We start from the raw sequence: 20,483 nt of genomic DNA on the forward strand, positions 1-20,483 counted from the left end.
TTAAAAAAGCATTAGCAAAACTTATTTTAGAATTTTCTTTACTTTCTTTATTAGCTTTTGCTTGTGAAAGTATAGAATTATAGTTTGAGTTATCATTGATACTAAAGATACTCATATTAATTCCTTAATTTAGATTTTTCTGCCTTCAACCTAAATATATTAAAATAATATAAGCAAAATCTGTTCCGTTTTGGGGTGGAGTTATTTTTCTAAATAAATTTTTAAAGCCCTTTCATAGTCTTCTTTAGTATCAATCCCCATGCTTGTTGTTGAAATTTCAAGCATTTTGATTTTTTTACCATTTTCTATAGCTCTTAATTGCTCTAATTTTTCCGCTCTTTCAAGTGCAGAACTTGATAAAGAACAAAATTCCCTTAAAGCTTTGACACTATAAGCATAAATGCCTAAATGTCCTTTAAAACTTTCCTCGTAATTTTCTCTTTCATAAGGGATTTTAGCTCTTGAAAAATACAAGGCATACCCTTCTTTATCGCAAAGCACTTTAACCAGATTAGGATCCATAGCTTCTTCTTGAGTAATTTTTTTATAACAACTCGCCATAAAAGCTTTTTTATCCAAGCAAGAACTTGCAAATTCTTTAAATTTTAATAAATTTTCATATTCTATAAAAGGCTCATCAGCTTGGACATTGATAATAATCTCATCATCTTTTAAAGCTAGTTTCTTACAAGCTTCATTAATCCTATCCGTACCACTTTCATGATCTTTGCTTGTTAAAACCGCATTTAGACCATATTCTTTAGCGATACTTAAAACCTTTTCATCGTCTAAAGCTATACAAACTTCATCTACACTACTTACCCTTCTTGCAGTAGCCACAAACATAGGCACTCCACCTATATCACATAAAATTTTCTCATGAAAACGACTTGATTTTAATCTTGCAGGAATAATAATCATTTTTACATCCAATCTAAAATTTCTTTTTTTATATTTCTGGCTTCAAATACCTTTTCATCGCTATTCTTCAAGTCAAATAAAGCCAAAATTTCATCTTTAACTTGGACATTAAACTCTTTAGCTATAAATTTTAAATCTTCTTTTTCATTCTTAGAATCCCTATCATATAAAGCTTTTATCATACTTGGAGTAAATTTTGTCCATTCTGCTGTAGAAGTAATAATGCTAGGTTTTAAAGGATCAAGCATTTTAAAACAAGTTGCGGTGTGTGGATCGATTAAAATCTTGCTTTGTTTGATAAATTGCATACATTCTTCATCGGTGCAAAAATCCGCCTCAAAATCTTCTTGCAAACTTTGTAATTCTTCTTTTTCAAGTTTAAAATATCTCTCATTTTTTAACAAATTCATCAGTTCTTTAGTTCTTTTATCTTTAAATTTCGCAAACAAAAGTCTTTCGATATTAGATGAAATAAGTATATCCATAGCTGGAGAAATAGTCTTCTTAAGACTTTTTTCACGCAAATCATAAACGCCCTGATTAAAAAATTCACTCAAAATATTATTCGCATTTGAAGCGATTTTGATTTTTGAAATTTTAGCTCCCATTTTTTTAGCATAAAAAGCCCCTAAAGCATTGCCAAAATTTCCACTTGGAACGATGATTTGCACTTCCTCTAAAAACTCATTAAAAAGTTTTAAACTCGCATAATAATGATAAATAATTTGAAATAAAATACGTCCAAAATTTACGGAATTTGCTGCGCAAAGCTCATAATTTAAAGCTTTAATTTCATTTTGAAAATCTTTAGAAAAAAGCAATTCTTTTAAAGTGCGTTGCGCTGCATCAAAATCCTCATCTATGGCAAAAACTTTCAAATTATCCTTATCTAAAGCTCGCATTTGCAACTCTTGAACTCCACTTGTGCCACCTTTTGGATACATACAAGCTACTTTAACATTTTTTGCATTTTCAAAACTTTTTAGGGTTGCAGGCCCTGTATCGCCGCTTGTAGCACAGATAATTAAAATATTCTTATCCTTTGAAAATTCGCTTAAAAGCACGCCAAAAGGCTGTAAAGCCATATCTTTAAAAGCTCTTGTAGGTCCATGCCAAAGCTCGTTAATATAGGTTTTTTCAGAGATTTTTTGCAAAGAAATAGGTGTATTTTTATCATCAAAGCTTTCGTAACTTTTCAAAGCCTTTTTAAAAAGCTCTTCTTCGCCAAAACCAAAACTTTCTATAAGCTTTAAAGCAAAATCTTTATAAGATAAATTAGCATATTTTTCTCCTTCAAAAATAGGCAAATTTAAAGGCGAATAAAGTCCTCCTTCTGGAGCGTTTGGGTTAATCAAAGCTTCCTTAAAGCTTGATACATTATTTACATTTCTACTCTCGACCAATTTCACTGTTCAAACTCCTTGATATAAGTTTTTATTTTTTCCCTTAATGAATCTTTTAATTCTATATTTAATTCTATAATTTGACATTTAAAACCAAAATCTTTAACTTTAACAAAATCCTTAAAAGTAAGCATTAGTGTATCGCAATTATGTTTTTTTAGCAAATTTTCTAATTCTTCTTTTTTAAACTCATAATGATCTTTAAAAAAATAACAAGCCCTTGCTTTGATAAAATGCTCATACAATCTAAAAGGTTTAGCAATAGCAGTTACCAAAACAGCCTTTGGGTTTTCTTTTACAAAAGAATAACGCACAAAATCCCTGCCTTCTAATGCAATAAAATCAGCCCTTTTTTCATAAAATTTCGGCAAACGATAAGCTCCACTTGGTAAAGTAAAATTAAAATAAGATTTGATTTTGCTTTCAAGCAAAATATCAAATTTTTTAATATGAAATTTAGAAAAAGCATCATCAAGTACAACGATTTTAGCTCCCAACTCAAAAGCTTTTTCAATACCTTTTACTCTATCTTCACTTACAATCACACCTTTGATATTTTCTTCAAAAGCATACTCCATAGCTTCATCGCCACTTTGTGCTAAGGTGCATAAAATTTCATTTTGATTTTTAACAACAAACAAACCTTTAGATTTTCTTTTATAGCCCCTAAGCACTATAAAAACGTCATCAAATTCCCTTGCTATAGCTTTGCAAAGCGGGGTTTTTCCATTACCTCCAAAACTTAAATTACCAACGCTAATAACAGGCTTTTTAAAAACTATTTTTTTACGAAAAAAAGTATTTAAAATCGCAAAAAAAGCATAAAGCACACTTAAAGGTAAAAGTACAAAAGCAAGACATTTTTGCCAAAAATTAGGCTTAAAAAAATAATTATCAAGCCAAAGTTCATAATTTTTTTCTTCACTCATTGTTTAAATTTCCAAAATTTCAGGCATTTTTCCCTTAAAAGCATTTTTTTGCATGCGATTTTTTAACATAGCCATCAAAGAAGGATCAAGCGTTCTTAAAAGTTTTTCGTCATTAGTTTCTAAGGCTTTTAAACCTTCATCGATTTTTGCATAAGAAAAACCTAAATCCCCCTCATCGCTTTGATTTTCCCAAAGATCCGCACTTGGAGCTTTTTTGATAAAATTTTCATGCAAGTTAAGGTATTTTGCTAAGGCATAAATTTCACTTTTATAAAGCGATCCTATAGGATTAAAAGCACAAGCTAAATCTCCATAAATCGTACCATAACCTAAAAGTAATTCGCTTTTATTAGAAGTGCCTATGACTAAAGAATTTTTTAAAGCAGAATAATCATAAAGCAAACTCATTCTAATGCGAGCTGCAAAATTTCCTAACGATACTAGAGTAGTATTTTCACTTTGCTTTATAAAAGCATCTAAAATGCTTTGAATTTCTATGATTTTATATTCAAGATTTAAATCCGCACAAAGCCTTAAAGCATCTTCAAGATTGGCTTTATTTGAAATTTGAGTTGGCATTAAAAGAGCAAAAACATTCTCTTTTAAAGCTATTTTGCAAAGCGTTGCTACTAAAGCAGAATCAATCCCGCCACTAAGCCCCAAAACCACACCTTGACTTTGAGAATTTTTCACTTTTTCTTGTATAAAATCACACATTTTTTCTGTTATCTTTTGCCAATCCATAAAGCTTGCCTTTTAAAAATTTAATGTATAATTATATTTATTTAAGGCAAATTTTTCATTAAAGAGGCAAAAAATGCAAATTATCAAACAAGCTTGTGGAGCTTATGAGACAAATTGTTATATTTTATTTGGTGAGCATGGAGAAATTATCATTGATCCTGGTTTTGATGCACTAAATTTCATCAAAAAACATGTAAAAAATCCTTTAGCGATTTTAAATACTCACGGACATTACGATCATGTTTGGGATAATGAAAAAGTAAAACAAGCCTATCAAATCCCCATTTATATTCATAAAAATGATGCTTTTATGCTTGAAGATCCTTTTAATCAAGGTTTTATGCCTAGCAAAGCGGATTATTTGATTGATGATGAAAATATCATTTCTATAGGCGGATTTGATTTTAAATTTCACTTTTTACCAGGACATACACCAGGTTGCACCATGATAGAAATTGTAGGTAAAAATATCATGTTTAGTGGAGATTTTTTATTTTATAGAAGCATAGGAAGATGGGATTTTCCTTATTCAGATGCAAATTTAATGAAACAAAGCTTAGAAAAAGTTATGACTTACAAAGAAGATTTTAAACTTTTGCCAGGACATGGACAAGAGACTACTTTAAAAGAAGAGCAAGTCCATTTACCCTCTTGGCTTAGATACTTTTAAGGTATATTTAAAATGGAATTAGATCAAATTTTATTATATGCTTTTGTTTTTTTAAATCTTTTTGCTCTTTTTGGTTTATTTTTGGGAAATAAAAAGAAAAATCAATTTAACGATAAAAAATTTTATAAAATCTGCCCATGTAAAAAAATGGCAGAAAATGGATCTTTAAGTACGATTTGTATTTATTCAGCTGTGGGGGGATTTTTTTATAGTGTATTGTCTATAGGTTTTATAGGTTTTGATAATTGGACTTTAAATTTTATTTTTTTACTTGCATTATTAAGTGTTTTTTTAGGGTGGAAATTAAAACTTGATTAAAAAATATTTTTAAGAAAAATCCATTGATTTTTCTTAATTTTTATTTAAAAGTTGTACCACCATCAACGATGAAAGTATGTCCTGTCACCCAACTTGCCTTACTTGAACAAAGAAAAAGACATGCTCCAGCCAAATCTTCAGGCTGTCCCATGCGGTTTAAAGGACTTAAATTTATAGTAGCCTGTTTTACTTCTTCATAATTTGTAAAAGCTCTTAAAGCATCAGTTTCAATAGGCCCGCCACTTACGACATTTACACGGATATTTTTTTCTCCAAGTTCAGTAGCCGCATATCTTGCCATAGCTTCTACAGCAGCTTTTGCTGTACCATGACCTGAATAATTTTCTATATACACTAAATTTCCTGTAGATGAAATAGAAATAATACTTCCACCCCCTACTTTTTCCATCCTTTTAGCTGCTTCTTGTGCACCCACAACAAAAGCATTTACAGTAGCTGTAAAGATGTTATTAATTCCCTTTGGTTTTAACTTCATAAATTTAGTATAACCACCTACAACAGCACGTCCTGAAATGATAGCATTTGAGATAAAATAATCCACTCTATCAAAATCCGCATCAATTTTTTCAAAAAGTTCTTTATAAGTTTCAGGTTCTAAAATATTAAATTCATAAGCCCTAGCTTTGATTTTATAATTTTTCTCCAAATCTTGCACCATTTTATCAGCAATTTGCGCATTAGAATTATAAGTAAAAGCTATATTTGCACCCACTTTAGCAAATTCATAAACTATAGCTTTGCCTATCCCGCGAGTTCCACCGCTGATTACTAAAGTTTTTCCTTGAAATTCTGTATTCATTAAAATCCTTTGATCTTATATTTTTTCATCACTTCTTCAATTTTAGCAAAATTTTCCTTACTTGGAGGACAAAGAGGAAGTCTAAACTCCAAACTTTCTATCAATCCAGCTATATACATAGCCGTTTTAATAGGAATAGGGTTACTTTCGCAAAATAAAATTTTATTGATATTATAAAGCTCATCATTGATTTTTTTAGCTTCTTTATAATTTTCATCTAAAGCAAAATGAGTTAAAGCGCTAATCATATCGGGTAATAAATTTGAAGTTACTGAAATCACTCCCTTTCCACCATTTGAAAGTATAGGATAATTGATCGCATCTTCTCCCGAAATAAGCATCATTCTAGCTTCGTGCGCAAGCAAATCCACACACTTATCGATATTTCCACTCGCTTCTTTTACTCCATAAATATTTTCACAATCTCTAAAAAGCTTGATAATAGTATCTGTTGAAATTTCACAACCTGTTCTTCCTGGAACATTATATAAAAGCACAGGAATATCTACACTTTGCGCAATAGCCTTATAATGCTCATAAAGTCCTTGTTGTGTAGGTTTATTATAATACGGTGTCACACTTAAAATTCCATCAGCTCCATGCTCTTTAGCAAATTTAGCTAAATCCACTGCCTCATGAGTTGCATTACTTCCCGCACCTGCTAAAACCTTAACCTTAGTTCCTTTGCAAGTCTCAACGGCTATCTCTATACAAGTTCTATGTTCTTCATGAGTTAAAGTTGCACTTTCTCCTGTTGTTCCTACTGGAACTACTGCATCGATGCCATTTTCTATTTGTCTTTTAATCAATCTTGCATAACTTTGCTCATCAACTTTTCCATTTTTAAACGGTGTAATAAGAGCCGTCATCGCCCCAATGATAATATTTTTATCCATTTGAATCCTTTCTTAGAATTACCGTAGTTGAATTTTCTTGAATAAAATATTTTTTAGCACAAGAAATCAAATCTTTTAATTCCAAATTTTGTATATCTTTCTCATAATTTAACAAAGGATTGATATCTCCTCTTGCTAGATATGAACCATAAATATTTGCCACTGCACTAGCATTGTTAAGTGAGAAAATAAAATCACTTTTGACATTATTTTTCACTCTTTGCAAATCTTTTTGAGAAATTTTACCCATTTTAAGTTTATCAATGATTTTTAAAAGCTCTTTTTCTACTTTTTCTGCATTAACATTGGGATTACAATTACAAATAAAAATAAATAAATTTTCATCTATACAATCATTAACATAAGCATAATAATCATTGATTAAATTTAATTTATCAATCAAAATTTCACTCATTAAAGAACTTTTCCCACTTCCTAAAAGCTCGGATAAAGCATTTAAAGCAGGTATATCTTTGTGCTTGAAATTTGGAATTTTATAAGCAAGGGCTAATAGTTCAGTATCTGAGTTTTTATGCAAATATATTCTTTTTGCTCCATCTTGCTTAGGCTCTTTTGTGTGAATTTTAGGTATAGTCTTAGTATTTTTAATCTTTTCAAAATGTTTTTTTGAAAGCTCAAAAACTTCTTTACTTTCTATATCACCACTTACAAGTAAAATCGCATTTTTAGGTTGATAGTAAATACTGTGAAATTCTTTAATATCTTCAATGCTCCAATTTTCTATATCTTTAAAAAAACCTATAGGAGTCCAATGATAAGGATGATACATAAATGCGTGATTAAAAAGTCTAAAATAAAGATATCCCAAAGGGTTATTATCTGTTCTCCATCTACGCTCTTCTAAAACCACTGCTCTTTCAGGCTGAAACTCTTCATCTTTTAAATTTAAATTCGCCATAAGTTCTGCAAAAAGCTCTAAAGCTTTATCTAAATTTTTCTTCGCACATTTAATATAATAATGAGTATAGTCAAAACCTGTGCTTGCATTATCCACACCACCAAAACCCTTAACAATCTCATCAAATTCGCCAGCTTTTAAATTTTTAGTACTTTTAAAATTTAAATGTTCTAGCATATGAGCTATGCCACTTTTTCCCATGATCTCATTTCTTGAACCCACTTTATAAAAAATATCAACGCTAATCACATCGCTATTTTTATTTACAGGCAAAGCATAAACTTCAAGCTTGTTTTTTAATTGAATTTTTTCATAAGCAATCATTTTAAATTTACCCCAACAGCTTCACTAATATGTAAAAAACCATCTTTTCTTAAAAGCTCTATAAGATTTTGATTGATATTTTTTACCAAAGAAGGACCTTTAAAAATCAAAGCTGTATAAACTTGCACCAAATTAGCCCCATTTTTAATACGCTCATAAGCAATATCAGCACTATCAATCCCTCCACTTGCAATAAGCAAGGTTTTACCAAAAAGAATCTTAGCTACTTCTTTGAAAAAAATACCACTTTTTTCCGTAATCAGCCTTCCGCTAATACCACCAAAAGTACGATTATTATCTAACAAGCTATAATCAACACTGGTATTGGCTAATATAAACCCATCTGCACCTTTTTTAATGGCATTTTCACATAAATTTAAAGCATCATCTATTTTCATATCAGGAGCAATTTTTATCAAAATAGGCTTAGAAGTGATTTTTTTGGCTTCTTCAAGCAAGGTATTTAAAAAATCATCATTTTGCAACTCTCTTAAATTTTTAGTATTAGGAGATGAGATATTAACGATAAAATAATCACACAAATCCTTAAAATCTCTAAACAAAGTAAAATAATCCTCCAAGGCTTTGTCATTTGGAGTGATTTTATTTTTCCCTATATTTACCCCTAAAGGCAAAACAAAAGGATAAGTTTTTGCAAGCCTTAAAGCAATCTTTTCAGCACCTTCGTTGTTAAAACCCATAGCATTTTGTATACTTTCTTGTTTTACAAGTCTAAATAGGCGTGGCTTTTCATTGCCTTCTTGAGGTTTTGGAGTAAAAGTTCCCACTTCCAAAAAGCCAAATCCTAAAGCACTCAAAGGTCTTATCATGGTAGCATTTTTATCAAAGCCTCCTGCTAAACCCACAGGATTATTAAAATCAAGTCCAAGTAAATTTTGCCTTAAACTCTCATCATCAACTATATATTTATGCGCTAAAAAACTTAAAGCTCCTGGAAAACTAGCGCTTAAAGTCCTTAAGCTATATTCAACCAAAGCGTGTGCATGCTCAGGGTTTAACTTAAAAAGTAAAGGTTTTATCATTTCATAAGCCATTTTTAATCCTTTTTGAAATTCTAACTAAAATTAACTAAAGCTAGGCTTTGTTTTTTCTTTGCTTTTAAATTTTTGATATAAAGAACAAGTTTGTAAAAGCTCTTCATCTTTACCTATTGCCAATACTTTACCCTTATCCAATACTACTATTTTATCTGCATTTTCTATAGTGCTTAAACGATGTGCAACCACTAAAATCAATCTGTCTTGTTTTAAATTTTCTATAGTTTTAACTATGGCTTTTTCACTTTCATTATCCAAAGCTGAAGTTGCTTCATCAAAAATAAGCACATCAGGATTTTTGTATAAAGCTCTAGCAATTGCTATTCTTTGTTTTTGCCCTCCACTTAAGTTCTTACCATGTTCTTTCACTTCAGCCCAAATCCCGCCCATTTCTTTAACAAATTCATAGGCATTGGCCAATTTTAAAGCTTGGACGACTTTTTCTTCTTCTAACTCTTCGCTATAAGCAATATTTGCAGCAAAGCTATCATTAAAAAGATAAATATTTTGCGTTACAAGTCCTATTTTAGCATGTAAGCTTTCTATGGTAAAAGTGCTAATATCTTCTTGATTGAGTAAAATTTTACCTTTTTGCTTTTCATAAAAATACATCAAAAGATTAATAATAGAAGATTTACCACCCCCACTTGTCCCTACAAGAGCAAGCATTTGCCCTTTAACAAAATCAAAATTTACGCCTTTTAAAACACTTTTATGCGGGTTTTCATAAGCAAATTCAACATTTTCAAAGCTAATTTTTTCAATGTTTTTTAATTCTTTGCTTCCACCTTTAATTTGAGGTTCTAAATCCAATAAATAAAAAGTTCTTTCACTTGCCGCAACAGCACCTTGAAGCTTTCCATATAAAGACGAAAGACGCTTTAAAGGAGTATATATCGCAAAAAGTGCTGAAACAAAACTGATAAAACTTCCCACACTCATAGAACCATTGATAACCTCTCTACCCCCTACAATAATCACCACAGCAACCCCAACAGAGCCCATCATATCCATTAAAGGACTTGTAAGTGCATCAATACGTGCGGATTTTAGGTTTAATTTACATAAAGTATCATTATGCTTGGCAAATTTATCACTTTCTTTCTTTTCATTATCATTAGCTTTGATCAATTCAATATTTGAAAAAATTTCACCCAAATAAGAAAGTAAATCCGAATTTGTCTCTTGTATATTTCTTGCATATTTTTTAAGTTTTTTAGCAAACCACACCAAAGGGAAAATAGCTAAAGGCAAAATCACTAAAGCAAAAAAAGCCAAAGTAGGACTTTGATACAAGACTACCGAAAGCAGTCCTATAGCAGTTAAAAGCTCTCTAAAAAAATCAGGAATAATGTTTGATACTATGCTTTGAAGCGCATTAATATCATTAGTACAACGACTTACAAGCTCTCCACTTCTATAGCGTTTAAAAAAATCCATATCCAAGCGTAAAATATTTTTTAAGACCCTAGCACGCAATACTCTTAACATATCTGTTCCTATAAAAGAAACATAAAAACTTTGCAAATAAGTTCCAAGATTTTTAAAAAAATACATCAATACTAGCAAAAAAGGCACTGTATAAAGTAAAGCTTCATTTTTTTCAACGAAAATATAATTTAAAATAGGCTCTAAAGCATAAAAACTTCCAGCAGTTCCTCCGCTTGCCAAAATCATACCAAAAATAGCTATAGCAAATTGTTTCCAATATCTTTTATAAAAGGGTTTAAAGCGTATTAAAACCTCTTTTAAATTCATCTCATTATGCATTTATTTTCTCCCAAATTGTTCCATTTGGAGTATCTAAAAGAGTGATTTTTTTACTACTTAATTGTTCCCTTATTGCATCAGCTGTGTTAAAATCTTTGTTTTTCTTAGCCTCAATTCTTTCTAAAATTAACTTTTCAATTTCTTCTCGTTCTTCTTTGCTTACACCCCATTGAAAATATAAAGTTGTATCCATAAAACCAAAGCCAAAAATTTTAGCTAGCTCACTTAAAGCTTCTTTGATATTTTGTTTTAAAATTTTATTTTTGCTTTCTTTATCCAACTCTAAATTTGCATTACTTATAAATTCATCCAAAAGAGCTAAGGCTTTAGAAATATTTAAATCATCATTTAAAATCTCTAAAATTTGCTTAGCAATTTCACTTTTTATTTCAATATCATTTAAAACATCAAAATCAGAAATTTCACCTAAATCTAATCTTTTTTTAAGGCGATAAAATTTATCTAAACGTTTTTTAGTATTTTCTAAATCCGATAAAGAATAATTAAAATGAGATCTATAATGAGAACTCAAAAGATAAAATCTTAGAGCCTCGCCCATAAATTCTTTTAAAGCATCTTTTATAAAAAAACTATTATTTAAACTTTTACTCATTTTTTCGCCATCGATTTTTACAAAACCATTGTGAAGCCAAATATTTGCTAATTTTCTCTTACATCCACAACGACATTGCGCAGCTTCATTTTCATGATGAGGAAAAAGCAAATCTATCCCTCCAGCATGTATATCAAGAGTATTTTCAAAAATAGAATCAATCATAGCAACACATTCAGTATGCCAACCTGGACGCCCTTTGCCAAATTCACTTTCGTAAAAATTTTCATCAAATTTCCAAAGCACAAAATCGCTTTCATTTCTTTTTTGCACTTCATTACTTAGACGAGAGATATTTTCTTCTAAATTGCGATTTGATAGGCTTAAATATTTTTCATCTTTACTTGTATCAAAATAAATTCCATCTTCTAGAGTATAAACAAACCCATCCTTAGCAAGCTTTTTAATCAAATCAAGCATAGCTGTTATATAATGCGTTGCACGAGGTTTAAAATCAGGATCTAATACATTTAAAATCCTCATATCCTCTTCATAACTTTTGATATAAAATTCCGTAATTTCCTCTAAAGTTTGACCACTTTGAGCCATTTTTTTCAAAATCTTATCATCAATATCTGTATAATTTCTAGCAAATTTTACCCTATTGCCCTGAGCAAGTAAAACCCTACGCAAAAGATCAAAACAAACACCACTTCTTGCATGTCCTAAATGTGCATAATCATAAACCGTAGGCCCGCATAAGTAAATACTAATATCTTTTTTATCAAGTTTTATTTTCTCTTTTGTTACACTGTCTAATAATCTCATTAAAAAACTCCTTTAAAACTTGTAAAAATTCCTATAAAAAAACTTAAAATATAAGGTTTAATCAAAATAAGTAAGATTGTAAAAACAATCAAAGCAACTATAACCAATAAGCAAATTTTAATAGATATTAAAGCAAAAAATTTCTTAAAACCAAATTCTTTGATATTAGCTCCAAGCAAATAAAAAGCACTAATAGAGCTTGAAAGTGCTACTGCAATAACCTTTAAACTTTCATCTTTAATCAAAAATATAAAAGCCATAGAACATAAAGCACTGATAATTAAAGATTTTAACGCGATACAAGCTGCTATTTTTTGTTTAAATTTTGCATAAAGCCACAAAGAAAAAAGCTTTTGCAAACCAAAAGGTAAAAGCCCTATAAGATAAGCAATCAAAACATAAGCCGTAATCACACTATCTTCGTGAGTGAAATTTCCTCTTTCAAATAAAAGCTTTGAAATTTCCAAAGCAAACACAGAACCTACAATACTAGAAGCAATAAGCAAAATGCTTAAAAGCGCTAATGCTCTTTGCATAAATTTTAAGGCTAAATTTTCTTGACCACTTTTTAAATGTTTTAAAATTTTTGGAAAAGAAACTTGAGTTAGAGCGATAGCAAAAAGTGCAAGGGGGAGTTGGAAGACACGATTTGCATAATAAAGATAAGAAATACTCCCGCTCATTAAAAAACTAGCTATAGTTGTATCAAGCAATGAGCTAAATTGAGTCGCAGAAGAACCTAAAACTCCATGAAAAAAATTGCCATAAAAACCTTGTAATTTCGCCTTGGCTTTTTTAAATTTTATACTTAAAGCCATAGCACGGATTACAGGATTGTTTTTTAAAACAAGCAAATGTAAAATAAGCTGTGCCACCCCACTTAAAACCGTTGCATAAGAAAAATAATAAAGTGTATTTTGCGGTGCATTTTTATCCACAAAAAAAGCAGCTATAACAATACTTAAGTTGAATAATGCCGCAGAAAAAGAGGTAATGAAAAATTTTTGTCTATAATTTAAAATAGCTCCTAAAAAAGTAACTAAAAAAATAAAAAACAAATACCAAAAATTAATCGCCACTAAAGGAGCTGCTAAAGCTATAGTATCTGCGTTAAATCCAAAAGCAAAAAGCTTGGTAAAAAAAGAAGAGAAAAAACTTACCAAAAGACAAAATAAAAAAACTATAAGGCTAAATTGCATCATTACACTAACGCAAAAAGCTCCCTTTTTTTTCGCTTTTACAAAATTAGGCAAAAAGCTTTGTCCAAAAGCCCCTTCTGCAAAAATTCTTCTAAAAAAAGCAGGCATTTTTAAAGCCACAAAAAAAATATCACTATAAAGCCCTGCTCCTAAAAAAAGCGCTATTAAAACATCTCTAGCAAGCCCTAAAATTCTTGAAAATAAAATTCCTAAAGCATTGATAATAAAATTTTTAAATACTAAACTCTTCATTAAATTTTTCATAGATTTCAAAATATAAAGAGAACTATTTTAACTAAAATTGATTAAAAATTGACTATAATTACATTCTTAATTTTTTACAAGGGGAAAGTTTTGGCTTTGGATGAAAAAATTATTGCCTATACAGAAAATCCAGCTCGAGAGCTTTTAAGTGTAGCTTCACGAACAAACCTTAACTTAAATGAGCTTGATTTTAATTTATTGGCATTTTCTACACAATATCGTTTTGGAGATTTAGAATGGGAAAAAATCTCTGAAAAAGAATTAACTCTTTTTGATAAAGATGAAATTTTTTTAAAAAATGATCTTCAAATCAAGCAAGAATACAAAATAGAAATTTTCCATGGTATAAACCAAAGCAAAGCATCTCAAGCAGTCAAACTAGTTGCGAATAAAAATTTAACCAAAATAGTTGCTCAAATTGATTTTGCAAATTTAGACTTTCATGAAAAACTAGCACTAGAACTTTTGCAAAATATTTATAAAAAGATGTTGAAACTTAAATTTTTGATAGGTATCCGTATTTTTGATTTTAAGAAAAATTTAATGTCTTTTTGCAACCAACATAAAAATACCCCTTTAAATAAAACTATACAAATCACCGTTGCACAAGGTATTGATCCTATAGAAAGTCAAGACGAATCTCTGATCTTAACTTATAAAGAAAAAACCAAAAACTATACTATCGATGAAAAACGCTCAGGTATTATTGCTGTTGATGAAAATGAAGTTGTTTTAAAACACACCAAATTTAAACAAGGTAAAGAAGGAAAAGACTTAAATTTACACACCTTAAAAGTTTTAGCCGCAAATGAAAATAAAGTTAAATTTTCTTGTTCTTCGGCTTTTAAACAAGTAGAGCAAGATGGATACACAGAATATATAGCCTTAAAAAAAGGTTATGTAGTACAAGATGGTGAAAATTTTGATATCGCCAATGAACTAGATTTTAATGGGGTAGATTTTAAAAATATAGGGATTATAAGAGCTGGACTAGACAAAAATGTCAAAATCAATATAAAATTTCTTTCAGAAGTAAAAGATGCTGTAAATTCTGGCGTTGGGATAGAATGTGAAGAATTAAATGTAGTCGGAAGCATAGGAAGCAACACTCAACTTAATGCCACTAAAATGAAAATTGAAGGCACTACACACTCTAAAGCCAAAATTCAAGCCAAACAAGCCTATATAAAAACTCATAGAGGATTTGCAGAAGCCGAAATTTTAAATATAGATTTGCTCGAAGGGGGAACAATCAAAGCCAAAGAAGTGAGAATTAAAAAAAGTTTAGGTGGAAATATACAAGCTGATAAAATCTATATAGAAAATTTAGAAAGTAATAATTCTTGTGTGTTTTTTGAAAACACTACAATAGAACGCATCAACGGGGATAACAATAAATTTCATGCCAAAATTAAAACTCTTGATAAAAATTATGATGAAGAATTTGCGATTTTAGGAGAGCAAATTTCTAAGTTAAATCATAAAATAAATAAAATAAGACAATACATTTTATCAAGCAAAAATGGAATTTTAAGCGTTGAAAAAAAGATAGCAGAACTTAAAAATCAAGGTCAAAATGTTCCTGTACAATACGAAAAAGCTCTAAAAGATTTCTCTTTACAAAATCTTGAATTAAATAAACTACAAAATGAAGAAAAAGAACTTCTTGAACGCAAAAAATCTTTACAATTAGAATTAATCAATTTACAAAAAATGCTTTTTGAAGCAACTTTTATAAATAAAAGTGGCAAATGGACTGATATGAATGAGATCAAATTTTCACTTCTAGAGCCTAAAGAAGATATTTTTTACTCTTCATTTGTTAATGAAAGTGCTAAATTTATAGGTATTAAAAAAGTCATACAAAACAACCAAGAAAGTATAGAAATACATAAAAAATTAGATTATGAAGAAAAGGATATAGCATGGTTGTCGGCATCGAAGGAATAATCACAAAAAAAGAACCTACTTTTATCATTGTTAAATGCGCTAGTGGTTTAAGCTATGGGATATTTATTTCGCTTTTTTGTTCTGCTAAAATTCAAACTCAAGAAAAGCATGAGTTTTTTATTACTCAAATCATCAAAGAAGATTCTAATAAATTTTATGGCTTTTTGGATAAAGATGAACAAAAAATGTTTGAAATGCTTTTAAAAGTCAATGGAGTGGGTGCAAATACTGCTATGGCGGTATGCTCTAGTCTTGATGTAAATTCTTTTTACAAAGCGTTAAGTTTGGGCGATGAAAGTGTGCTTAAAAAAGTACCTGGCATAGGTCCAAAAAGTGCAAAACGCATTATAGTAGAACTTTCTGACACAAAAACCAAACTTGAAAGTGTAAGCGATGATAAAAGCGAAGCCTTAGCCGCACTTCTTACTCTAGGCTTTAAACAAGAAAAAATCATAAGTGTTTTAGCAAGTGCTCAAGCAATAGGCACAAGCGAACTCATCAAAGAAGCTCTTAAAAAACTAGGATAAAGGAATAAAATGAAATTTGCAATACTTTTTGGCGGAAATTCTTATGAACATGAGATCAGTATAGTAAGTGCTGTAGTGCTTAAAAAAGTTATCAATCAAAATTTAGAATTTATTTTTTGCGATGAAGAAAGAAGATTTTATCATATCCCAAGTGAAAAAATGAATTCTAAAACTTTTAGCACTAAAGCTTATAAAAAAGAAAAAGAACTCTTCGTTAAACAAGGAGGTTTTTTTAGCAAAGGTTTTTTAAAAGAAAATAAACTAGAGTGCGAATGCGTGATCAATCTTATCCATGGTAGAGATGGAGAAGATGGAAAAATTGCGGCTTTATTTGAGTTTTATTCTATTAAATTTATAGGACCTAGGCTTGAAGCTAGTGTATTATCTTTTAACAAAGAACTTACCAAACTTTATGCCAAAAGCGTTGGAGTAAAAACACTTGATTATACCATGCTAAGAAAAAATCAAAACTCTAAAGAAAAGCTTAGTTTTCCTTGCATTATCAAACCTGCAAGACTTGGAAGTAGTATAGGTATTAGCATAGTAAAAGATGAAAAAGATTTAGAATACGCCAAAGATGTAGGTTTTGAATTTGATAATGATCTTGTAGTAGAAGAATTTAAAAACAATATCAAAGAATATAATCTTGCAGGATGCATGATCAATGATGAGTTTGTTTTTTCTATCATAGAAGAGCCAAAGAAAAAAGAATTTTTAGACTTTGAACAAAAATATCTTAGTTTTTCAGGACACAATGAGCTTATAGAAGCAGATTTAAGCGAAGAATTAAAAGAAAAACTCAAAGATAGCTTTAAAAAGATTTACAATCCTTTGTTTAAAGGTGCTTTAATACGCTGCGATTTTTTTATACTGGATAATGAAGTATATTTAAATGAAATCAACCCAAATCCTGGTTCTTTGGCTAATTATCTTTTTAAAGATTTTAATACCACTTTAAACGCTTTAGCTGATCAAATTTCACTTGAAAAAATGATAAAAATCAACTACAACTTCCTTCACTCCATCAACGGACAAAAAGGAAAATTATAAGCTTTTAAGTCAAAATACGCTAAATTATACATAAAATTTAGCGTATTTTAGGAAGAAAAATGCTCTCTTTTAAACAAGATGAAATTTACACTGCCACTGAGGTGGTAAGAAATTTTAGCCCCATTATGGAAAAACTTAAAAAAAGTGAAAGTGGAAAAATAGTTATTTTAAAAAATAACAAATTTGAAGCTGTAATGCTTAGTATGAAGGAATTTGAACGCTTACAAAACGCCATGCAACTTTTAGAAAATATCTACAAAAATCAAAAGGCTTAAAATGGCTCAAACTCAACTTTCTTATAAAAACAAAACTTATCAAATTTCTTATGAAATTTTAGGCAATCTTTCCTTACCGCAAATACTTATCTTACACGGCTGGGGAGCTAATAAAGAACTTATGAAGCAAAGTTTTTGTCCTTTTTTAAAAGATTTTTGTCAAATTTATATGGATTTAGCAGGTTTTGGAAATTCAAGTGTGGAAGAAATTTTAAACACTCAAGATTATGCCAATATCACAGAACTTTTTTTAAAACAAAAAAAACTCAATATCTGTTTTTTCATGGGGCATTCTTTTGGCGGAAAAGTAAGTACCCTACTCGCAAAAGAAAAAGATACCCTAATCTTACTTTCAAGTGCGGGAATTTTGGCTAAAAAATCCCTAAAAGTGCGTTTTAAAATCCGTATTTTTAAAATTTTAAAACTCTTTGGTTTGGGAAAATTTTATCGCTATTTTGCTAGTAAAGATGGAGCAAATCTTAGTCCTACGATGTATGAAACCTTTAAAAAGGTTGTTGATGAGGATTTTAGTGAAATTTTTGCCAAGCAAAAGGCTAAAAGTTTGATTTTTTGGGGAAAAAGCGATGAAGCTACGCCTTTATATTGTGGCGAGAAAATGCATCAATTTTTAAAAAATAGCACTTTTTATCCTTTAGAGGGAGATCATTTTTTCTTTTTAAAACATTCTGCTTTCATAGCTCAAAAAATTAAGGAAATTTAAATGCTTATCAATACTCTTTATTTTATCAATTCTTTATTTTTTAATTTTTGTATAGCTTTTTATCTTATGAGTGCTTTACAATGGTATTCTTATAAATTTAAACGCGTGTTTTTTCATTATCATAAACCTTTGTGGCATTTGTATTTTTTATTTATTCCTTATTTGTTATTCTTAGCTTTTCCTTTATACTCTTTGGCATATTTTGCATTGATCCATGCTCCAATTTTGTATTTTTGGAACAAAGGTATAGATAAAAAGCTTGTTTTTACAAGCAAGGTTAAATGGTTTTTTGTTTTTGTTTTTGTTTATAATGCTATTTTTGCTATACTTGCTTTGCGTTTTTCTTTTCTTTTTAATCTTTTTAGCCTTCCTTTTGCTTTATTGAGTCTTAAAATTTATGAGTTTTTTACAAATTTATATTATAAAAAACAAGCCAAAACCAAACTAAGAGCCAATGAAAATTTAAAAATCATACTCATTACCGCAAGTTTTGGAAAAACAAGTATTAAAAATTTTCTATACGAACTTTTAAAAGATGACTTTAAAAGCTACAAAACACCACGCTCTGTCAATACCTTGCTAGGTATAGTTGCTGATATCAATACCAATTTAAGCCAAGATACTCAAATTTACATAGCTGAAGCAGGCGCTAGACTTAAAGGCGATATCGATGAAATCACGCGTTTTTTACAACCTCACATCAGCATAGTAGGAGAGATAGGCAATGCACATTTAGAGTATTTTAAAAGTGTTGAAAATATCCGCTCAACCAAACTTGAAGCCTTAAATTCCAAAAGACTAGAAAAGGCTTTTTTACACTCTAGCGCCCAAAAAGAAGAAGATAAACTCATTAGCCTTTATGATGATAAATTAAGTCTTATTCATTCAAGTCTTGAAGGTTTAGAATTTAGGGTAAATATAGAAAATAAATCCTATGATTTTAAAAGTCAAATTTTAGGGAATTTTAACGCGCAAAATCTTTGTGTTTGTATACTTTGCGCTCATTATCTTGGCATAAAGCTAGAAAAAATTCAAAAGCAAGTTTTAAATATAAACTCCGTAGAACATCGCTTGCAAGTGCTTTCAAGAGAGCCTAAATTTATCATAGATGATGGTTTTAATGGAAATTTTAAAGGTATGAGCACAAGCTATAAACTTTGTAAAAGCTATAAAGGACGAAAAGTTTTAGTAAGTCCTGGTATAGTAGAAGTAAGCGAAGAAGAAAATATAAAACTTGCTAAAATCATCAATGAGTGTTTTGATCTTGTTATCATTAGTGCACAAATCAATGCTGAAATTTTCAAAAAAGAGTTAAAAATAAAAACCATTATACTTAAAGAAAAGAGTCAGCTAGTTCAAACTCTGGCTAAAGAAACAAAAAACGGAGATTTAATACTCTTTTCAAACGATGCGCCTAGCTTTATGTGATTTGCATAAGTATTTGCAAATGTCATCATTTTTAATTTGACTTCGTGCAAATACTTCTTTAAACCCTAGTTTGTCCTATAAGATTATTTAATCTATCCATTATAGATCCAACATAAGAATTTATACTTTCACTACTTGCTTTCCAGCCATTAGCAAGAGCTTGTTTAATCTCAGCGTCTAAAGCCCAATTGCCTAAAGCTTGCTTAGGAGACATGCCCTTTTCATACATATAAAGCTCTCCAGCTATACGACCTCTATCAAGTTCATATTTTAATAAACTTGCAAAATCAACCTTACCTGTCATGATATCAGTCAAATCAACGCTAGTGGTTGAAAAACTCTCCTTAGCCATAGCCCTATTGTAAGCTTCTACTTTTGGATTAAGTGTAGTTTTTGGATTCTCAACGGGTTGTCCATTTTGAGCTTTTAAAAAACTCATAAATAAATCTTCTTTAGTATAAGTTCCATCTTCATTTTTTGGATAAAATGACATATCAGGTTTAAAATCACATTCATATTTAGCTTGAGAAACATTTTTTATTTCTTCTAAGGATAAACCTAAGGTTTCAGGTTTTAAACCATTAATCATATTTCCAGAATCAGCCCAAAGATCATCAGCTTTCTCTGCTTGTTCTGATGTTTGATAGACATTTGAAACTAAAGCTCCAGAAAAGTCTGTTAAATGAGTAATATTCATTCTATTATTTGGATCATTAAAATTCATACATTTATCTCCACCTACAGCATATCCACTAGGCATAGAATTTATATCTGCTTCACTAAAACTTGTTTTATCACTTGGAAAGCTTTGGCTTAAAGCATTAGAAAAAAGATTGTAGTATTGTTTTATGGTTTCAGCCATATCTATATTAGAATAATATTTATCTACACCTAGATATTCTCTTATATCAGAAAC

19 protein-coding genes and 2 pseudogenes are annotated in these 20,483 nt (G+C 29.8%); 8 read left to right on the plus strand and 13 right to left on the minus strand.

From position 1 onward, the window contains the following. From ELQ11_RS10360 to ELQ11_RS08890, 5 genes and pseudogenes are all read right to left on the minus strand, one after another. Positions 1-115: pseudogene (locus ELQ11_RS10360) on the minus strand (flagellar biosynthesis protein FlgG); the annotation flags it as partial. An 86-nt stretch (positions 116-201) separates the two neighbouring features. Continuing rightward, positions 202-921 carry a 3-deoxy-manno-octulosonate cytidylyltransferase gene (gene kdsB, locus ELQ11_RS08875; RefSeq protein ID WP_070243602.1) on the minus strand — a complete coding sequence of 240 codons (720 nt, stop codon included), beginning with the start codon at positions 919-921 and terminating at the stop codon, positions 202-204. 2 nt (positions 922-923) lie between these two features. After that, the gene (gene thrC / locus ELQ11_RS08880) at positions 924-2,330 is read right to left on the minus strand and encodes a threonine synthase (RefSeq protein WP_126230364.1); all 1,407 of its coding nucleotides are present in this window, start codon (positions 2,328-2,330) and stop codon (positions 924-926) included. After that, complete coding sequence (locus tag ELQ11_RS08885) at positions 2,327-3,253, minus strand: tetraacyldisaccharide 4'-kinase (RefSeq protein ID WP_126230362.1); 927 nt, start codon at positions 3,251-3,253, stop codon at positions 2,327-2,329. The genes thrC and ELQ11_RS08885 overlap by 4 nt, the downstream gene beginning before the upstream one ends. Positions 3,254-3,256: 3 nt before the next feature. Further along, entirely contained in the window at positions 3,257-3,997 is a 741-nt protein-coding gene (locus ELQ11_RS08890) for an NAD+ synthase (protein ID WP_072223472.1), read from the minus strand. A 73-nt stretch (positions 3,998-4,070) separates the two neighbouring features. On the opposite strand from ELQ11_RS08890, the gene ELQ11_RS08895 reads away from it, so the two are divergent. Both ELQ11_RS08895 and ELQ11_RS08900 read left to right on the plus strand, forming a co-directional pair. Next, on the plus strand, positions 4,071-4,667 hold the full coding sequence (locus tag ELQ11_RS08895; protein WP_126229543.1) for an MBL fold metallo-hydrolase: 597 nt from the start codon (positions 4,071-4,073) through the stop codon (positions 4,665-4,667). Between the two features lie 12 nt (positions 4,668-4,679). Beyond that, complete coding sequence (locus ELQ11_RS08900) at positions 4,680-4,985, plus strand: hypothetical protein (RefSeq protein ID WP_070252921.1); 306 nt, start codon at positions 4,680-4,682, stop codon at positions 4,983-4,985. Positions 4,986-5,025: 40 nt separating this feature from the next. On the opposite strand, the gene ELQ11_RS08905 is transcribed toward ELQ11_RS08900, so the two are convergent. From ELQ11_RS08905 to murJ, 7 genes are read right to left on the minus strand one after another with little or no spacing between them, the layout of a single operon-like run. Next, entirely contained in the window at positions 5,026-5,805 is a 780-nt protein-coding gene (locus ELQ11_RS08905; protein ID WP_070286026.1) for an enoyl-ACP reductase, read from the minus strand. Then, a complete protein-coding gene (gene dapA / locus ELQ11_RS08910) occupies positions 5,805-6,701 on the minus strand; it encodes a 4-hydroxy-tetrahydrodipicolinate synthase (RefSeq protein ID WP_052859209.1) in 897 nt (298 codons plus the stop codon). Before dapA ends, ELQ11_RS08905 begins: the two co-directional genes overlap by 1 nt. Continuing rightward, positions 6,694-7,944: a pitrilysin family protein gene (locus tag ELQ11_RS08915; RefSeq protein WP_044780323.1), complete on the minus strand. Its 1,251-nt coding sequence runs from the start codon at positions 7,942-7,944 to the stop codon at positions 6,694-6,696. Before ELQ11_RS08915 ends, dapA begins: the two co-directional genes overlap by 8 nt. After that, positions 7,941-8,999: a quinone-dependent dihydroorotate dehydrogenase gene (locus ELQ11_RS08920; protein WP_070252918.1), complete on the minus strand. Its 1,059-nt coding sequence runs from the start codon at positions 8,997-8,999 to the stop codon at positions 7,941-7,943. The genes ELQ11_RS08915 and ELQ11_RS08920 overlap by 4 nt, the downstream gene beginning before the upstream one ends. Positions 9,000-9,029: 30 nt before the next feature. Then, complete coding sequence (locus ELQ11_RS08925; protein WP_070252917.1) at positions 9,030-10,772, minus strand: ABC transporter ATP-binding protein; 1,743 nt, start codon at positions 10,770-10,772, stop codon at positions 9,030-9,032. Next, positions 10,765-12,153: a cysteine--tRNA ligase gene (cysS, locus tag ELQ11_RS08930; protein ID WP_134225279.1), complete on the minus strand. Its 1,389-nt coding sequence runs from the start codon at positions 12,151-12,153 to the stop codon at positions 10,765-10,767. Before cysS ends, ELQ11_RS08925 begins: the two co-directional genes overlap by 8 nt. Beyond that, positions 12,153-13,604 carry a murein biosynthesis integral membrane protein MurJ gene (murJ, locus tag ELQ11_RS08935; RefSeq protein ID WP_044779412.1) on the minus strand — a complete coding sequence of 484 codons (1,452 nt, stop codon included), beginning with the start codon at positions 13,602-13,604 and terminating at the stop codon, positions 12,153-12,155. Before murJ ends, cysS begins: the two co-directional genes overlap by 1 nt. 102 nt (positions 13,605-13,706) lie before the next feature. Between murJ and ELQ11_RS08940 the strand changes: the two genes are divergently transcribed. Genes ELQ11_RS08940 through murF form a run of 6 tightly spaced genes read left to right on the plus strand, consistent with a single transcriptional unit; the run spans position 13,707 to position 19,567 of the window. Further along, entirely contained in the window at positions 13,707-15,566 is a 1,860-nt protein-coding gene (locus ELQ11_RS08940) for a flagellar assembly protein A (protein WP_070243598.1), read from the plus strand. Beyond that, the gene (gene ruvA, locus ELQ11_RS08945; RefSeq protein ID WP_134225280.1) at positions 15,542-16,093 is read left to right on the plus strand and encodes a Holliday junction branch migration protein RuvA; all 552 of its coding nucleotides are present in this window, start codon (positions 15,542-15,544) and stop codon (positions 16,091-16,093) included. Before ELQ11_RS08940 ends, ruvA begins: the two co-directional genes overlap by 25 nt. Positions 16,094-16,102: 9 nt before the next feature. Further along, entirely contained in the window at positions 16,103-17,143 is a 1,041-nt protein-coding gene (locus tag ELQ11_RS08950; protein WP_044780319.1) for a D-alanine--D-alanine ligase, read from the plus strand. A 59-nt stretch (positions 17,144-17,202) separates the two neighbouring features. Next, complete coding sequence (locus ELQ11_RS08955) at positions 17,203-17,418, plus strand: type II toxin-antitoxin system Phd/YefM family antitoxin (RefSeq protein WP_002852622.1); 216 nt, start codon at positions 17,203-17,205, stop codon at positions 17,416-17,418. A gap of 1 nt (position 17,419) precedes the next feature. Then, positions 17,420-18,139, plus strand: a complete 720-nt coding sequence (locus ELQ11_RS08960) for an alpha/beta hydrolase (RefSeq protein ID WP_134225281.1) — start codon at positions 17,420-17,422, stop codon at positions 18,137-18,139. After that, entirely contained in the window at positions 18,140-19,567 is a 1,428-nt protein-coding gene (murF, locus tag ELQ11_RS08965; RefSeq protein WP_134225282.1) for a UDP-N-acetylmuramoyl-tripeptide--D-alanyl-D-alanine ligase, read from the plus strand. 58 nt (positions 19,568-19,625) lie between these two features. On the opposite strand, the pseudogene ELQ11_RS08970 reads toward murF, so the two are convergent. Continuing rightward, positions 19,626-20,483: pseudogene (locus ELQ11_RS08970) on the minus strand (hypothetical protein); the annotation flags it as partial.

The sequence above is a fragment of the Campylobacter sp. US50a genome, assembly GCF_004379015.1.
GTDB lineage: Bacteria > Campylobacterota > Campylobacteria > Campylobacterales > Campylobacteraceae > Campylobacter_D > Campylobacter_D jejuni.

What these genes read in the sequence shown, in the direction of transcription:
- kdsB (WP_070243602.1), bottom strand. Translation starts at nt 921, where the DNA reads ATGATTATTATTCCTGCAAGATTAAAATCAAGTCGTTTTCATGAGAAA.
- ELQ11_RS08885 (WP_126230362.1), bottom strand. Translation starts at nt 3,253, where the DNA reads ATGAGTGAAGAAAAAAATTATGAACTTTGGCTTGATAATTATTTTTTT.
- ELQ11_RS08890 (WP_072223472.1), bottom strand. Translation starts at nt 3,997, where the DNA reads ATGGATTGGCAAAAGATAACAGAAAAAATGTGTGATTTTATACAAGAA.
- ELQ11_RS08895 (WP_126229543.1), top strand. Translation starts at nt 4,071, where the DNA reads ATGCAAATTATCAAACAAGCTTGTGGAGCTTATGAGACAAATTGTTAT.
- ELQ11_RS08900 (WP_070252921.1), top strand. Translation starts at nt 4,680, where the DNA reads ATGGAATTAGATCAAATTTTATTATATGCTTTTGTTTTTTTAAATCTT.
- ELQ11_RS08905 (WP_070286026.1), bottom strand. Translation starts at nt 5,805, where the DNA reads ATGAATACAGAATTTCAAGGAAAAACTTTAGTAATCAGCGGTGGAACT.
- dapA (WP_052859209.1), bottom strand. Translation starts at nt 6,701, where the DNA reads ATGGATAAAAATATTATCATTGGGGCGATGACGGCTCTTATTACACCG.
- ELQ11_RS08915 (WP_044780323.1), bottom strand. Translation starts at nt 7,944, where the DNA reads ATGATTGCTTATGAAAAAATTCAATTAAAAAACAAGCTTGAAGTTTAT.
- ELQ11_RS08920 (WP_070252918.1), bottom strand. Translation starts at nt 8,999, where the DNA reads ATGGCTTATGAAATGATAAAACCTTTACTTTTTAAGTTAAACCCTGAG.
- ELQ11_RS08925 (WP_070252917.1), bottom strand. Translation starts at nt 10,772, where the DNA reads ATGCATAATGAGATGAATTTAAAAGAGGTTTTAATACGCTTTAAACCC.
- cysS (WP_134225279.1), bottom strand. Translation starts at nt 12,153, where the DNA reads ATGAGATTATTAGACAGTGTAACAAAAGAGAAAATAAAACTTGATAAA.
- murJ (WP_044779412.1), bottom strand. Translation starts at nt 13,604, where the DNA reads ATGAAGAGTTTAGTATTTAAAAATTTTATTATCAATGCTTTAGGAATT.
- ruvA (WP_134225280.1), top strand. Translation starts at nt 15,542, where the DNA reads ATGGTTGTCGGCATCGAAGGAATAATCACAAAAAAAGAACCTACTTTT.
- ELQ11_RS08950 (WP_044780319.1), top strand. Translation starts at nt 16,103, where the DNA reads ATGAAATTTGCAATACTTTTTGGCGGAAATTCTTATGAACATGAGATC.
- ELQ11_RS08955 (WP_002852622.1), top strand. Translation starts at nt 17,203, where the DNA reads ATGCTCTCTTTTAAACAAGATGAAATTTACACTGCCACTGAGGTGGTA.
- ELQ11_RS08960 (WP_134225281.1), top strand. Translation starts at nt 17,420, where the DNA reads ATGGCTCAAACTCAACTTTCTTATAAAAACAAAACTTATCAAATTTCT.
- murF (WP_134225282.1), top strand. Translation starts at nt 18,140, where the DNA reads ATGCTTATCAATACTCTTTATTTTATCAATTCTTTATTTTTTAATTTT.